At 67.9% G+C, this 14,004-nt stretch carries 16 protein-coding genes; 10 read left to right on the forward strand and 6 right to left on the reverse strand.

Annotation, left to right across the window (positions count from 1 at the left end; translation table 11 throughout):
- Positions 1-363 precede the first annotated feature (363 nt).
- The 3 genes from QEG98_RS29585 (at position 364) to QEG98_RS29595 (ending at position 3,911) form a co-directional block, all read left to right on the forward strand.
- Entirely contained in the window at positions 364-2,856 is a 2,493-nt protein-coding gene (locus QEG98_RS29585; protein WP_316563699.1) for a carboxypeptidase regulatory-like domain-containing protein, read from the forward strand.
- A gap of 130 nt (positions 2,857-2,986) precedes the next feature.
- On the forward strand, positions 2,987-3,613 hold the full coding sequence (locus QEG98_RS29590) for a glutathione S-transferase (protein ID WP_316563700.1): 627 nt from the start codon (positions 2,987-2,989) through the stop codon (positions 3,611-3,613).
- Positions 3,614-3,707: 94 nt separating this feature from the next.
- Positions 3,708-3,911, forward strand: a complete 204-nt coding sequence (locus QEG98_RS29595; protein ID WP_316563701.1) for a hypothetical protein — start codon at positions 3,708-3,710, stop codon at positions 3,909-3,911.
- Between the two features lie 25 nt (positions 3,912-3,936).
- Here the strand turns inward: QEG98_RS29595 and QEG98_RS29600 are convergent, their stop codons facing one another.
- Positions 3,937-4,125: a hypothetical protein gene (locus tag QEG98_RS29600; RefSeq protein ID WP_011555432.1), complete on the reverse strand. Its 189-nt coding sequence runs from the start codon at positions 4,123-4,125 to the stop codon at positions 3,937-3,939.
- A gap of 60 nt (positions 4,126-4,185) precedes the next feature.
- Here QEG98_RS29600 and QEG98_RS29605 point away from each other — a divergent pair, with 60 nt between their 5' ends.
- From QEG98_RS29605 to QEG98_RS29620, 4 genes are all read left to right on the forward strand, one after another.
- Positions 4,186-4,563: a hypothetical protein gene (locus tag QEG98_RS29605; RefSeq protein ID WP_316563702.1), complete on the forward strand. Its 378-nt coding sequence runs from the start codon at positions 4,186-4,188 to the stop codon at positions 4,561-4,563.
- Positions 4,564-4,725: 162 nt separating this feature from the next.
- Positions 4,726-5,448: a transporter substrate-binding domain-containing protein gene (locus tag QEG98_RS29610; RefSeq protein WP_316563703.1), complete on the forward strand. Its 723-nt coding sequence runs from the start codon at positions 4,726-4,728 to the stop codon at positions 5,446-5,448.
- Positions 5,445-6,161: a cation transporter gene (locus QEG98_RS29615; protein ID WP_316563704.1), complete on the forward strand. Its 717-nt coding sequence runs from the start codon at positions 5,445-5,447 to the stop codon at positions 6,159-6,161. The genes QEG98_RS29610 and QEG98_RS29615 overlap by 4 nt, the downstream gene beginning before the upstream one ends.
- The gene (locus QEG98_RS29620; protein ID WP_316563705.1) at positions 6,161-6,430 is read left to right on the forward strand and encodes a hypothetical protein; all 270 of its coding nucleotides are present in this window, start codon (positions 6,161-6,163) and stop codon (positions 6,428-6,430) included. Before QEG98_RS29615 ends, QEG98_RS29620 begins: the two co-directional genes overlap by 1 nt.
- A gap of 22 nt (positions 6,431-6,452) precedes the next feature.
- Here QEG98_RS29620 and QEG98_RS29625 read toward each other — a convergent pair whose 3' ends face one another.
- The 3 genes from QEG98_RS29625 to QEG98_RS29635 all read right to left on the reverse strand — a co-directional run bounded on the left by QEG98_RS29625 (position 6,453) and on the right by QEG98_RS29635 (position 9,454).
- Positions 6,453-7,223 (reverse strand): neutral zinc metallopeptidase, encoded by a 771-nt coding sequence (locus tag QEG98_RS29625; protein WP_316563706.1) that lies wholly within the window; start codon positions 7,221-7,223, stop codon positions 6,453-6,455.
- A gap of 214 nt (positions 7,224-7,437) precedes the next feature.
- Positions 7,438-7,782 carry a hypothetical protein gene (locus QEG98_RS29630; RefSeq protein ID WP_316563707.1) on the reverse strand — a complete coding sequence of 115 codons (345 nt, stop codon included), beginning with the start codon at positions 7,780-7,782 and terminating at the stop codon, positions 7,438-7,440.
- 124 nt (positions 7,783-7,906) lie between these two features.
- Positions 7,907-9,454 (reverse strand): M16 family metallopeptidase, encoded by a 1,548-nt coding sequence (locus tag QEG98_RS29635; protein WP_316563708.1) that lies wholly within the window; start codon positions 9,452-9,454, stop codon positions 7,907-7,909.
- Positions 9,455-10,455: 1,001 nt separating this feature from the next.
- Between QEG98_RS29635 and QEG98_RS29640 the strand changes: the two genes are divergently transcribed.
- On the forward strand, positions 10,456-10,707 hold the full coding sequence (locus tag QEG98_RS29640) for a hypothetical protein (protein ID WP_316563709.1): 252 nt from the start codon (positions 10,456-10,458) through the stop codon (positions 10,705-10,707).
- 222 nt (positions 10,708-10,929) lie between these two features.
- Positions 10,930-11,322, forward strand: a complete 393-nt coding sequence (locus tag QEG98_RS29645; RefSeq protein WP_316563710.1) for a LysM peptidoglycan-binding domain-containing protein — start codon at positions 10,930-10,932, stop codon at positions 11,320-11,322.
- A 44-nt stretch (positions 11,323-11,366) separates the two neighbouring features.
- Here the strand turns inward: QEG98_RS29645 and QEG98_RS29650 are convergent, their stop codons facing one another.
- Positions 11,367-11,927, reverse strand: coding sequence for a sugar O-acetyltransferase (locus QEG98_RS29650; RefSeq protein ID WP_316563711.1), 561 nt, complete (start codon positions 11,925-11,927; stop codon positions 11,367-11,369).
- Between the two features lie 193 nt (positions 11,928-12,120).
- Here QEG98_RS29650 and QEG98_RS29655 point away from each other — a divergent pair, with 193 nt between their 5' ends.
- Complete coding sequence (locus QEG98_RS29655) at positions 12,121-13,041, forward strand: LysR family transcriptional regulator (RefSeq protein WP_316563712.1); 921 nt, start codon at positions 12,121-12,123, stop codon at positions 13,039-13,041.
- A gap of 47 nt (positions 13,042-13,088) precedes the next feature.
- On the opposite strand, the gene QEG98_RS29660 is transcribed toward QEG98_RS29655, so the two are convergent.
- On the reverse strand, positions 13,089-14,003 hold the full coding sequence (locus tag QEG98_RS29660) for a fused MFS/spermidine synthase (protein ID WP_316563713.1): 915 nt from the start codon (positions 14,001-14,003) through the stop codon (positions 13,089-13,091).
- Between the last annotated feature and the right edge of the window lies 1 nt (position 14,004).

Here is a 14,004-nt window from a genome sequence, read left to right on the forward strand (position 1 = left end):
GACCTCCAGGTTCAGTGATGCGTGCAGTCTGCGCATTCCTCCCAGGAAACGCCGCCCGCCTCAACGGACCGCCGTCAGCTTCGGTGACTTCTGGGCACGCTGGCCCAGGTCGCTCTTTCCGCAGGCGCAGGGCCAGCACCACCTTGCGAAGGGATTCCCCCAATTCGGTGAGGCTACGCGGGCTCCATCGCCCGGCCGGGAACAAACGGTGGGGAAGATTGTCTTGGGTGGCATTCCTCAGTGAAGCGTCCGACACGCGGCGCCCGTGCTGCGCGATTGCTTAGCCAATCATGACGATTCCGTGAGGATTGCCCCGCCGCGGCTCCCTACCGTCGGAACATGACGAGAACGAGGGAACGGCGCATGCGCAGCGGCGGGGCGTTCACGATTCTGGCCGTCGGGGTCCTCGGGATGCTTGCCTGGGATGCGCGCTCCACGTCAGAGGCCGTCGACCGCGGCGCAGGCGTCGCCGCATCGTCGCAAGCCGCGAACCGCATTGAAGGAACTGGCACCCCAGGCATGGCGGCCCTGGGCTCGCTTCCTCAATCCGAAAAGAGACGGCGCATTCGTGGCACCGTGGTGGATGCGCGAGGAGTCCCCCTCGCGGGCGTGCGCGTGTCCGCCGTGTCGCGGGCCGAGGAGCCCCTGGCAGAGCTGCCGTGTCCCGACTGGGCGCCTGGTACAGGGGGCTCCCGCAGCGAGGGGAAACCCCTCCTGCTCATGCATGACTGCTGGCAGTCGGCCCAGGACATTCTGACGGAGTGGGTTTCCTCCCGCATGAGCGAAGCCATCCTCCAGGCAGAGACGGTCACCGACGGTGACGGCACCTACGTCTTGGATGGACTGGACGTCGGAATCCTGTCGGTCTGGGCCTTGAACGAGGACGGGGCGGCCGTGCAACAAGGCATCCTGGGGACGCACGACGGACTGCAGTTGGTGCTGGCTCCTGGATTCCGGGTGGAGGGAACCGTCTTTGGTGAGGACGTACCGCTACCAGGCGCCCGCATCAGCCTGGTCTCCGTGGCGACGGACCGATACTTCGACGGCATCGCAGGTCCGGATGGCCGGTTCCATATCGGCCCTCTGCCGTATGGGCATTACGTCCTCCTGGCGAAGCAGGATGGCTGGCGACCGGAGTTCCTCCATCTCAATGAGGCCACCGCCCTTCCGTGGGGCAGCGTGCACCTCACACGGCCGCTGAACCATGCAGGCCGGGTCCTCTCCCAGGGAAGCCCCGTCGCGGGCGCCCGCGTCGAGCTCACCGCGGAGTTTCCACATGACTTCCCCTTTCAGTTCGCCACGTCCGACTCGAAAGGACGGTTTCATTTCTCCGGACTCCGCAATGGCTACGGCCTCAAAGTTTCGGCCTTCCATGAAGGGATGATTGCCAGCGAGGAAGTCACCCTGAAGGAACGAAACGGGGCTGAGTCGGTACTCGAACTGCGGCCTGCACCTCATTTCGAAGGAATCGTACAAGACGAGGCGCGCCAGCCCATTCCAGGTGCCCGCGTCTCCGTCGTTCCGGAGCGCCTCGATATCGACTACCCGGTCACGACAACGAACCTGGATGGCCGCTTTCGTCTGGGCCCCTTCGGCCCCGACATGAACCAGGTCGAGGTGTCAGCACCGGGTCATCTGGACAAATTCGTCACGCTGAGTTCCCCAGAGGCCACGTCCCCTGCCACCATCACCCTGTTTCGCGCGGTGTCCATCACTGGCGTTGCAGTCGACGCACACGGGGCGCCCGCTCCGAACGTCACGCTCAGATTGGAAGGCCAATGCAACCCCACGGGGCCGCGCCATAATCATGTGACGACCACGGACGACGCCGGCCGTTTCGAGCTGAAAGCCTGCCGCGCAGGTGATTGGGGGCTCCAAGCCGATAACCCGCGCTTCCTCCCAGACATCGCTTCGGTGCACGCGCCCAGCGGAGACCTCCGCATCTCGCTGAAGCAAGGCCCGACCTTGCCAGGCATCGTGTTGGATGAGCACGGTGTTCCCGTTCCCAACGCGGACGTCATCCTCGCCAGGCGCGAGGCGAAAGACACGCTCAGCCAAAATACATCTTCAGATGCCCAGGGACACTTCCAGCTCGGGGCAGTTCCGCCAGGGCACTACACAGTGTGGGCACAAAAGGAGGTTCTGGGTGTCATCCGGCGGACCGTCGCCCAGGACATCGAGTTGCGAGAGGGACCTCCGCCGCAGGTGGAGCTGCGCTTTCCCGAAGGTGTGACTGTCTCCGGCATCGTGGTGACAACGAGCGGAAGGCCCCTGGAGGGCGCGACTATCACGGCCTCTCGGCAGTCACCAGCTGACGCGACAGAGCCGCCGACCGTCAGCTTCAAATGCGGCGGACCTTTCGGCGTTCGCACAGGCGCGGATGGGCGATTCGTCCTGCGGCATCTGTCTTCCGGCCCGCACACGATATCGGCCTCGATAGATGGCCATACCTTCGTCCCAGCACAATCCTCGGGAGGGGCCGAATACGAGACCTTCGCACTTCTTGTGAAGCCGGGGGAGGCCCCCCTCCGTATCGTCATGCAACGTGATTCACAAATCCGAGGCAGGCTCCTGGGTCCCGATGGGTCGCCCTTCTCAAATTTCGTCCTCAACAACCGCGAATTCTATGTCGACCCCCAGGACGGCGCCTTCAAATGGTCGACCCTGAAATCTGGGGTACAGACGCTGAGATTCGATGCCCCTGGGATGGCATCACGAACCCTAACGGTCGATGTTCCCTTCGAAGGAGATGTGGAGTTGGGTGACATCCACATGAGTCCGGGGCCTTCCATCCTGGGTTCACTGCTGGACGCTACGCCTCACGAACCGGCGGAGAGCGCGAACCTGTCGCCATAGGCTGGTGACGGCACGGCCACATCCATTTCCACCGGGAGGAGTTGACGATTCCGGCCTCCGGGGAAATCGTCCCCACGTGGGTTCCCGACAGGCAGCCACTGCCCTCTTCTGGGGAATGACGGAACGGTCCATGAACGACTATGAGTTGATTGGTTCACCGGGATGTGGCTCGGCCATCGTGGAGATGGCGCTGAGCATCACTGGCATCCCGCACCGCCTGACGGAGCTGCCCTACCTGGAGCCTGGTCCCGGGCGCGACCGGCTGCTGAAGCTCAATCCCCTGGGGCAGGTGCCCACCCTGATCCTCCCCGATGGCGCGGTGATGACAGAGAGCGCGGCCATCATCCTGCACCTGCATGACGTCTCGCCCCAGAGCGGCCTGGTGCCGGAGCCCACGGCGCCCGAGCGCGTGCGCTTCCTCAACCTCCTGCTTCGCCTCGTGGGCGCGGTGTACCCGACGTTCACCTACGCAGACGACCCGCCCAAGTGGACCCTGCCCGGTCCCGCCGCGGACCGGCTGCGCGACACTGTCATGGAGCGCCGCGCCAACCTCTGGCGCGAAATCGAGGCCCAGGTGGGCAAGCCCCACGTGCTCGGCAAGCGCTTCAGCGCGCTGGACCTCTACGTCACCGTGATGACGCACTGGCGCCCGAACAAGGCCTGGTTCGTTCAGAACTGCCCCGCCCTGGCAGCGGCGGCCTCTCAAGCGGAGAAGAACCCGCACGTCGCCGCGGTGCTGGCGCGCCACTTCAGTTAGAGACAGCGTCGGCTCCCGCAGGGAGCGTCATCAAGGCACGTACCGCAGGGGCTCATGTCCAAGCCCCTGGCTCCTCCTGCTCTGCAACCCGCAGATGGGCCACTGCCACTTCCACCCGGTGGAGGGCCGAGACGAGGCCCGCCTGGTCCTCGACAATCCCTACCCGTGCCGCTTCGACATGGGACTCGTGAAGGGCATGGCCCAGCACTTCGCGCCCGAGGCCACCCTCACCCACGACACTTCAGCAGGGTGCCGCCAGAAGGGCGCGAATTCCTGCACCGACCACGTCCTCTGGTAGGTCAGCCCTCCCGGCGGCCTTGGGTTCAACCTTCTGCCCGCCCCGGGGTGTGGTCCGGGTCCGGGTAGGGGCGAACACGGTGCGGCGCGTCCTCGTCGTCGCCCTCCGCGCTCCCCGGCGTATGGCCCGGCTCTTCCTCCATGTAGCGGCTCTGTCGTTCCTCCGCCTCGTCTGGCGGCTCGGACAGCGGCCGCGGCGCTTCCACATCTGGCATGGCGATGTCCTCCTCTTGGAGAAGATAGGCAGTCGTCAGTCATGCGATGGTCGCGCCCATATGACGCTCCACCGATTCCTTGGCACCGCTCGGGGGCTGCTGCGGAATGCCATCGGCATTCCCCTGACGCTGTACATGGCGCTCCGCCCCGGGAAGAAGGAGGCGGAACGCGCGCAACGCAACGCCGAGACGCTCATCGCGGCCTGCCGCGCCTACCAGGCCCGGCACGGACAGCTCCCCGACACCCTGGAGCAGCTCGTGCCGGAGTTCCTCCCCCAGCTGCCACCCGCCAAGTTCAGCGGCCCTCACTTCGGCTTCACCTACGACGTGAGCGGCCCGGCGGACGCACGCCGTCACGTGCTGGGATGGACGGACAGGATTCCCTTCGGGCGCCCCTTCTTCGTCTTCGAGGAGGAGCGCTGGGGCTACCTGGATTGAGCGCGTCCCGGGCCCGCGAGCAGGCAGGCGGTCCCCTCTTCGCCGTGGCCCCGAGGAGCGGTCGGGGCGCGTAGCGCCTCATCCGCCGCGTGCCTACCGTTCCCGGTGCGATTCACGGACCGAAGGGAGGCGCAGACGGTGCGCGGTGAAAGGCGTGTCGGAGTGTTGCTGTTCGGTTGGCTGGCCCTGCTCCTGGGGGCCTGTGGCCTTCCCCGGGATACCCACGGGACGCAGGAGCGCATCGTCCGAGATGGCGTGCTGCGCGCGGGGCTCGTGCGCCATGAGCCCTGGACGGGCCTCCAGGACGGCAAGCCCATGGGGCCTGAAGCCGAGGCGGTGGCGAAGCTCGCCGAACAGCTGGGGGCGCGCGTGTCCTGGACGGTGGCCCCGGAAGCCGAGCTGATGCACGCCCTGGAGGAGCGAGCGGTGGACGTGGTCGTCGGAGGAATCACCGCGAAGTCCCCCTGGGTGAAGCAACTGGGCGCGGGACAGCCCTACCTCACCACCCGGATGCGTGTGGGCGCGCCGCCGGGGCAGACCGTTCCGGAGTCCCTGGAGGGTGCTTCCGTCTCCGTGGCGCCGGGCAGTGACGCCGGGCCGCAGCTTCAGGCCTGGGGCGCCCGGGTTCGCGAGGTGGAGCGGCTGCATGAAGCCCCGGGCCTTCGGGCCGCCTGGGACTGGCAGCTCGATGGATGGGGCTACGCCGCTGGCGAAGACGTGCTTCGCGAGGAGCAGCGCATCTGGGTGGTGCCCGCGGGCGAAAACCGCTGGCTGCTCACCGTGGACCGCTTCGTCCTCGACCACGCAGAGCCCATCCGGCAGCGGCTCCTCGCCTCCGCCAGAGCCGGCGAGACACCCACAACCTCCGAGGAGGACCGGCGATGAGCTGGCGCCAACGACGGCAACGCGCCGGACATGCGCGCGGCCCGGTGGACCCGAAAGACTTGCCTGACGACAAGCACCGCGCCCTCAAGCGCGCGCAGCGGCTGGAGGCCTGGTCACTGGCGTACCTGGCGTCGGCCATCGTCGTCATCTACTTCACGCTGGGCGCGTCCCAGGCCATGAAGGCGGCGTGGTTGGAGGACCTGCTCAGCCTCATTCCGCCCATCTCCTTCCTGGTGGGCAGCAAGGTGGCGCACCGGAAGCCCTCCGCCGATTACCCCTATGGCTACCACCGCGCCGTCACCGTGGCGTACCTGGTGGGCTCGGTGGCGCTGCTCTTCATGGGGACGTGGCTGTTCGTGGAGTCCGTGCTCAAGCTGGTACGCGCCGAATACCCTTCCATCGGTACCACGCAGCTGTTCGGCCACACCGTGTGGATGGGCTGGCTGATGCTGGCCGCCCTGCTGTGGTCGGCGATTCCGTCCGTGTTGCTGGGACGGGCGAAGCTGCCACTGGCGGAGTCGCTCCACGACAAGGTGCTTCACGCCGACGCGCTGATGAACAAGGCGGACTGGCTCACCGCGGTCGCCGCCATGTTGGGCGTGCTGGGCATCGGCATGGGCTGGTGGTGGGCGGACGCGGTGGCGGCGGGGGCATCGCGCTGGACATCGCCTGGGACGGACAGCGGCACCTGCGCACCGCGCTGGGTGACTTGATGGACCGCACGCCGCGCACGCTCGACTCGAAGCACGCCGAGCCGCTGCCGCACCGCATTCACGAGGCCCTGTGCGGCCTGGACTGGGTGGAGGCCGCTCAGGTGCGCGTGCGCGAGGACGGACACGTCTTCTGCGCGGACGTGCGCCTGGTGCCGAAGGAGCGGGGACCAGAGCTCGTCACCCGGCTGGGCAACGCCGCCGAGGACCTCAAGCGCCTGGACTGGCGCCTGCGCGACGTGCTGCTGGTACCGGTGGACCGGCTCGGCTGACCCGGGCCCCGCGGGCACACCGTCAGCGCGCTCCGAGGCCCGCGTCGCCGAAGGTGTCACAGGCCTCGAGCGTGCCCTGCTCCAGCCCACGCCGGAACCAGGTGACGCGCTGCTCGGAAGAGCCGTGGGTGAAGGACTCCGGGACGACGTAGCCCTGGGCGCGCCGCTGCAAGGTGTCATCACCGATGGCGCTTGCCGCGGCCAGCCCTTCCTCGACGTCCCCCGACTCCAGCAACTGCCGCTGACGCTGGGCATGGTGGGCCCAGATGCCGGCGAAGCAGTCCGCCTGCAGCTCCTGGAGGACGGACAGGGCATTGGCCTCTTCCGGGGACAGGCGTCCGCGCAGCGACTGCACCTGTCTCGAGATGCCCAGGAGGTTCTGCACGTGGTGCCCCACCTCGTGCGCCACGACATAGGCCTGCGCGAAGTCACCGGGCGCGCCGAAGCGCCGGTCCAGTTCGTCGAAGAAGCCGAGGTCCAGGTACACGCGCCGGTCCGGTGGACAGTAGAAAGGCCCCACCGCGCTCTCCTGGAAGCCGCACGCAGACTGCACCGCGTCCGTGAAGAGCACCAGCCGGGGCTGCGCGTATTGCACGCCCACGGGCGCGAGCACTTCCGGCCAGGTGTCCTCCGTATCCGCGAGCACGACGGACACGAAGTCCTTGAGCTCTTCCTGCCGGGGGTCCAAGGGCTGGCCCGAACCGCCCGTGCCGTCCACGCTCCGAGGGTCCTCGCCTCCGCCCAGCCCGAGCTCGGAAGGGTCTCCTCCGAGCAGCAGCACCAGCAGCGCCACGACGATGGAGGCCGCGCCGCCCCCAGCGCCAGCGGGCGGCCCAGGCCACTGCCCCGCCGGTCTTCGACATTCGAGCTGCGACGTCCACCCTGCCACCGCATGCGGCGCCTCCCCGGCTGGTCCCCGGCGGCCTCAAGATAAGCAGCCAGGGACACGGAGGTGGGCGACAGCCCCTGCCAGGCGGGACGGCCAGCAGGCAGGGGGCCGGGGTGGGCTACGGCTGGGACATGGCCTGGATGACGGGCCGCGCCTTGCCCTCATCCGCGGTGATGGAGACGACGAGCCGCTGGGAGCAGCCCTCGAACTCCTTCCGAAGGGACTCGGCCGTCACCGTCTGGAGCAGCGCGGGCCGGCGCGTCACCGTGTCCGGCTCGAAGCCCCGGACGCGCGCGGTCAGCAGCGCGTTCACCCAGGCTTCCGAGCTGATGAAGGAGACGGCCTGGGACGCCAGCATCCCCCTGCGAGCCCGCTCCAGCGCGTGCGCGGGCACATCCTTCGCGAAGGACGCGAGAAGCTGTTTCACGGTGCTGATGCCTTCACCCATGAGCTGCGCATCCACCGCGCCCTCCAGCACCAGGTGGGCCGCGCCGCCGCGCCCCAGCCAGGGCCGCGCGGAGAAGCCGTACGTCGCCCCCGGCGCGAGCGCATCTCACCCGAGGCGTGATTGTGAATGAGCTCCGCCATCAACGCGTAGCGCGCCTCTGCTTCGGGCGTGGCCGTGGGCAGCCGGCAGGCCAGTTGCACCTGAGCCTGGCTCGCGCCAGGACGCGGCGAGAGAAGGACCGTCGCCTCGGAAGACGCCGCCGGCAGCTCAGGCGCGGCCGGCGTGGCGACGGGCGCCGCCTTCCCCGGCTCCAACCGCCGAGGTACTTGCGCGCCAGCCCCTCCACTTCCTTCACGTCGAACTCTCCGGCGATGACGACCACCGTATTGGCCGGGCGATACACGTCCTTCAGCCACGCCTCGGCTTCCGTCCAGGACACCTGGGCCAGGTCCGCGCCGGTGGCGTCGCGCGCAAAGGGATGCGTGCCATACAGCGCCTTCTGGAGGTGACGCTCGGCCAGAAGCTCCGGATTCGAGTCCACGGCCTGACGCCAGGGCAGCACCTGCTCGCGGTAGAAGCGCACCACGTCCTCGGAGGTCCGCGTGGAGTCGAGCTGCTCGGCCAGCATCGCCAACATGTTGCCGACGTTGCCGGCCGTGCCGGAGATGCCGACACGCAGGTGGTCGCGCTGGAACGATGAGGTCGAATGCAGGCCCCAGTCACTGGGGCGGCCCTCGAACCAGGACTCCCGGAAGGAGCCCCAGTTGGCCAGGTCCGCCACCCCTGACTTCGCGCCGTAGGACGAACCACCGCCCAGCGCCGCGCCGATGCGGACCACCGGGAGGCCCGGACGCGGAGCGAGCAGCACCTCCATGCCATTGTCCAGCTTGAGCACCTGCACGGGCGAATCGAGCGCCGCCGTCATGGACGGCGTCACCTGCTCGGCGGGCGTGGGCCAGGGCTCCTCGTCCGCGGACAGCGTGGCGGCCGCCGTCGCCCCGCCCGGCACCTCACCGGGACGGACGACAATCATTCGCACCCGGTCCCGCTGTAGCCACTGGTAGGAGAAGTCCGTCACCTTGCCGCCGACGAGCCCCATCAGCGCCACCTGCGAGCGGGTATAGGAGCGCACGTCCTGCGTGAAGTGGGTGAGCAACGCCCGGCGCTCGGTGCGGGACATGAGGTCCTCTGACTCCAGCACCATGCCCGTCACCACCTGCCGGCGCGTCGCCTGGAAGTCGAACTCGCGGCCCAGCACGGAGCCGGGCTGAATCTCCTGGACCCACGCGTTCTGCACCTGGTCCAACACCTTCCCCGCCGAGCGGGTCGGGTCATCGCCCCGGCTGAGCCGCACCCGCACCACCAGCAGCGAGGCGCGCGTCCCTGGAATCAGGTTGGTGGAGATGTCCGCGATATCGCCGTCGTTGCGCACGGCGCCCCAGAGGTTCTGGCTGAAGGTGGCGCGCACGAAGTCCTGGACCGCGCTGGACTCGTCGAAGCCGCGCGGCAGCACCCAGGAGAGATACACCTCCGGAGTGGGCACGGCGGCAGTGAAGACGGGCACCGACTTCTGGGCGGGCGTGGTGGCCGGGGCCGCGGGCTGCGTGGGCAGGCGCGCCTCCAGCGCCAGGGGTACCCCCGTGCCCACCCAGGCCTCGGGCAGGCTTGCCCGAAGCGTGGCCTCCACGGCCGCCGGTCCACGTCGCCGGCGATGACCAGCGTGACGTTGTCTGGACGGTAGTGCGCCCGGGCGAAGCGCTGCGCATCCGACAGGCTGAGCGCGGACAGCGACTCATGCGTCCCGGCGAGAGGACGCGCGTAGGGGTGTCCACCGGGGAAGGCCGCGGCGTTCAACCAGCTGAAGACCTGTCCCACGTAGCCCGTCTCGTTGCGCTGGCGAAGCTCGTTGCGGACCACCTCGCGCTCGACCGCGAACACCTCTGGGCTCACGCCCGCGAGCGGCGCGGCCAGGCGCTGGCCTTCCAGCTTCAGGAGAACGGGCAAGGCCTCCTTGGGGCCCAGCGTCTCGTAGGACGTGTAATCCAAACTGGTGGAGGCGTTGTAGAAGCCCGCGCCCGACGCCTCCAGGCGCCGCCACACCGACGGACTCCCCGCGTGGCGGGAACGGAACGCCGGTGCTCCACGACGTGCGCCAGGCCCTCCTTGCCGCCCGGGTCACTGGAGCCCCCGCGCCCACCACCGCGACCACCGCCACCACGGGAGAGCGGGCATCCTGCTCCACCACCACGCGGAGCCCCGAGGGGAAGCGGAAGTCCCGCAACGGGAAGGCCACGTCACGCATGACGATCTGCCCACGCTGAGGCAGCGTGGCGCACGCGCTCAGCAGCAGCGTCAGGGCGACGACGGCGGCACGGGGCCGCCAGACGGAAGGGAGGGAGACACGCGGGCGAAACATCCAAGCTCCAAGGACGAACCCGGGAGCGGCGCGCTGGGGCACACCCCACCGCCTCCCCCGAGCGGAAGTGAATCTCGACAGCGACGAGGCGAAGGCCGTGTACGAACCACGCTGGCCCTGGACTCAAGGCCAGACGGACGGAATGCTCATACCATCCGCGGGAAGACAGGCCAAGGGCCGGGACTTCCAGGCGCGATTGCCACATCCAGGCACCTCCGCAATTCTGGCAATCCACAACGCAACAGGACCGTCTTCGCGACGGGGGAGGCATCATGCGAGCAACGTGGATGGGCGTGGCGCTGGCCGCGATCTTCATGGGGACGGGCTGTGGCGGCATGGACCCGGGACTGGACAACCCCGCCAGCACAAACGAGGCACACGGGGCCGAAGTCCAGGCGCTGACCACCTGTGAAGACTGCCATACCACCTACACCGCATGCATTCGTCAGGCCCTTGGGGACCCCGAGGAGACGCAGGTCTGCATCGACCAGCGGCACGAGTGCGCGCTGCAATACTGTCCGTGACCGCGCGCGCCGAACGCATGGCGCTGACGCGCGGGGCGGGAGGAGCGCCTCTCCCCCGCCCGCCGTCTATCCGAGACAGGCGCGGGGCCGGCTCTGTTGACCGTCCGCCATCCGCGCGCCCAGCGGCATTGAGGCGCGACGGGCACGTCGGGCCAGGCGGCTACATTGCGCCCCGCCCAGCACCACGCCCGTTCCGGCGTGCGCAGGCGAAAGGGAGCAACCATGGCCTTGCAGAATGATTACCAGGACGTGCTCGACGTGGCGAAGAACGTGGGCGCCAAGGTCGAGTCGCGCGAGGAGAACGGCAAGCTCATCATCAAGGGGACGGTGGACTACGCCTGGGACCGAGACCGGATGTGGGACCAGATCAAGGCCAGACATCCGAACTGGCAGAACGAGGTCATGGTCATGCTCACCGTCGCGCACGAGACGCCGTATGGACTGTACACCGTCAAGTCGGGCGACACGCTGAGCAAGCTGGCCAAGGACATCTACGGGGACATGAAGCTGTACCCGAAGATTTTCGAGGCCAACAAGGACCAGCTCAAGGACCCGGACAAAATCAAGGTCGGGCAGGTGCTGAAGCTGCCGCCCAAGTCCATCGCCAACGCCTGACATTGAGCGAGGCCAGGGGGCACCGAGACGTGCCCCCTGGCCCCTCAAGTCAGGTGTCGCACCAGCCGGGCGGGGACGCCCGCCACGAAGCTGTTCGGCGCCACATCCTCGGTCACCACCGCTCCGGCGCCCACCACCGAGTTTTCGCCCACCGTCACGCCCGGCAATATCGTGACGGCCGCTGCAATCCAGACATTCCGCTGGAGCACGATGGGCTTCGCGACCGCGGAAGCACGCCGCCTGGCGGGCTCCAGTGGATGACTCGACGTGATGAGGTTCACCTTCGGGCCAATCATGACGTCGTCAGCGATGTCGATACCGCCGATGTCCATCAACGTGCAGCACTGGTTGATGAACACGTTCCGCCCGACGCGGATGTTGACGCCGTGGTCGGTATAGAACGGCGGGATGAGCGAAAACGTGCTGTCGACAGTTCTGCCGGTCAGCTCACTGAAGAGCGCTCTGATCTCCTCGCCATCATCGAAGGTCCGCTTGTTCAATTCGACGGTCAGGCGCATCGCTCGCCGGATATTGCTGAACATGACCTCTGATTCAGGGGTGCCCATCAGCACCTCCCGAGGAAGGAATGGCTTCTCGCCATGCATGGAACGGTTCTCCTGGAATGACGGCAGCCATTGAAGACGTGCGTGCCGTTGAACAGGACCCTAGCCAGTGCATCGCTGAGACATCAAACAACTTGATATCCCCTGAGACACAACCGCGGGTTGTGCCGTTCCCTGGTACCCTCCCCTGACGACACTGGAGCAACGGAGGCGGGGCAGCGTGGATTTCGATGGGGTGAGGACCTTCATTGCCGTCGCCGACACGGGACAGTTCCAAGAGGCGGCATCAAGACTGTCACTGACACAGCAAGCCGTCTCCAAGCGCATCGCCGCGCTCGAAGCCAGCCTCGGGGCCCGGTTGTTCGTCCGGACGCCACGCGGCGTTCAGCTCACCATCGACGGACAGGTGTTCCTGCCTCACGCTCGCAGCCTCCTCGAAGCGGCGGAGCGGGCAGCCGATTCCGTGCGCCCTGGCCGCCGTCGGCTCCGTGTCGACGTGGTCAGGCCGAACCTCGGGAGCGCACGCATCCTTCGTGACTTCCACAGCGCCCATCCCGAGATTGAAATCGACGTCGTCACGCATCTCTTCGACGCGAGGACCGCGTTGGCCGCCGTGCGGGCTGGGACGATCGACGCGACGTTTCGTGCCATCACCCGTCCCGCGCAGCAACTGACCGACGGCGTCGTGGCGACCCGCGTTCTCGACGACGCCGTGGAGCTCCTTACGAGCCCTACGCACAGGCTCGCCGCTGCGACTTCGCTGACGCCGGCCGAGCTCGCGAAGCACAAGGTCTGGATGCCCTTCATCGTCCCAGGAACAGAGTGGGCCGCCTATTACGACGAGCTCGCCGCGAGATTCGGGCTCACCATCGACACGCTCGGTCCCGACTTCGGCATCGATGCGCTCCTAGAGGTGATTGCCGGCTCCTCGAGCCTGGCCACACTCGTAGGTGAACACATCCGGATGGTGTGGCCGGCCGAGTACAACCTCCGCCGCATTCCCATCCGCAACCCGATGCTCGTGTACCCACATTCCCTGGTCTGGCGTAGCGACAACGCGCACCCCGCGCTCACGAAGCTCCGCGCCTACCTCGACGCTCGGAAGGACCGCTATCGGCATCCCAAGGCGTGGTCCCCCCCATGGACGGACCGATGAAGGCAGACACGTCGATGTGACGCAGGCCCAAGCCCCCCTACAAGCGCTCAGCGGACCTGCGCCGGCGTCGTCACAGACTCGGGCTTCGGCAGGTCCGCGTCCTTCAGCACCTTGCCTCGCAGCTGCCGCTCCGTCGCGTCCGTGTAGCTCCGGTCCACCAGCCCGCTCAAGTCGAACGGCACGCCCCGGGTGCGCTCCAGCTTCTCCGCGCGCGCTTCCAGTGACTTGGCGGCCACCTTCTCCTCGTACCCCACGCCCACCAGGATGCGGTTCGAGCTCTGCGGCACGATGAACTCATACAGCTGCGTGAAGGCCACCTGCCACGTGTGCACCATGGCGTCGTAGTGGCGGTTGGGCGGAAAGGCCCACACGTTGCCCACCACCGCGCCCCGGGGGCTCAGCTTCGCTCGCACCGCCGCCAGGAACTCCTGCGTGGCCAGGTGCTCGGGGATGCTGTCCGGGCCATAGGCATCCAGGAAGATGAGGTCATACGCGGGCCGCTCGGCTTCGATGAAGCGCCGGCCGTCTCCGACGTGCGCGCGCAGGTGCGTGTCCTCCCGGAAGCCGAAGTAGCGCCTGGCCACCGTCACCACATCCGGATCGATGTCCACCACGTCGATGTGTGCCCGCGGCACCACCTTGCGCAGGAACATGGGCATGGCCCCGCCCCCCAGCCCCACGATGAGGATGCGCTTGGGCGCGGGCACGTAGGCCAGCCCCACCATGGAGACCTGCGTGTAGGGCAGCACCAGGTCCAGCGGCTTGCCCGGCCGGACCACGCTCTGCAGCGCCCCCGAGGCATCGAAGCCCAGGTACCGGCGCCCCTCCTCGTCCTCCGTCACCGAGATGAGGGTGTAGGGCGATTCCTTCTCGTACAGGACCTTGCGGGACGCGGAGGCCGTACATGCCAGGAACACCAGCCCCACCAGCAGCAGCCGCTGGGTCACACCGCGCATGTCCATC

The sequence above is a fragment of the Myxococcus sp. MxC21-1 genome (genome assembly GCF_032612255.1).
GTDB classification, from domain to species: Bacteria; Myxococcota; Myxococcia; order Myxococcales; family Myxococcaceae; genus Myxococcus; species Myxococcus virescens.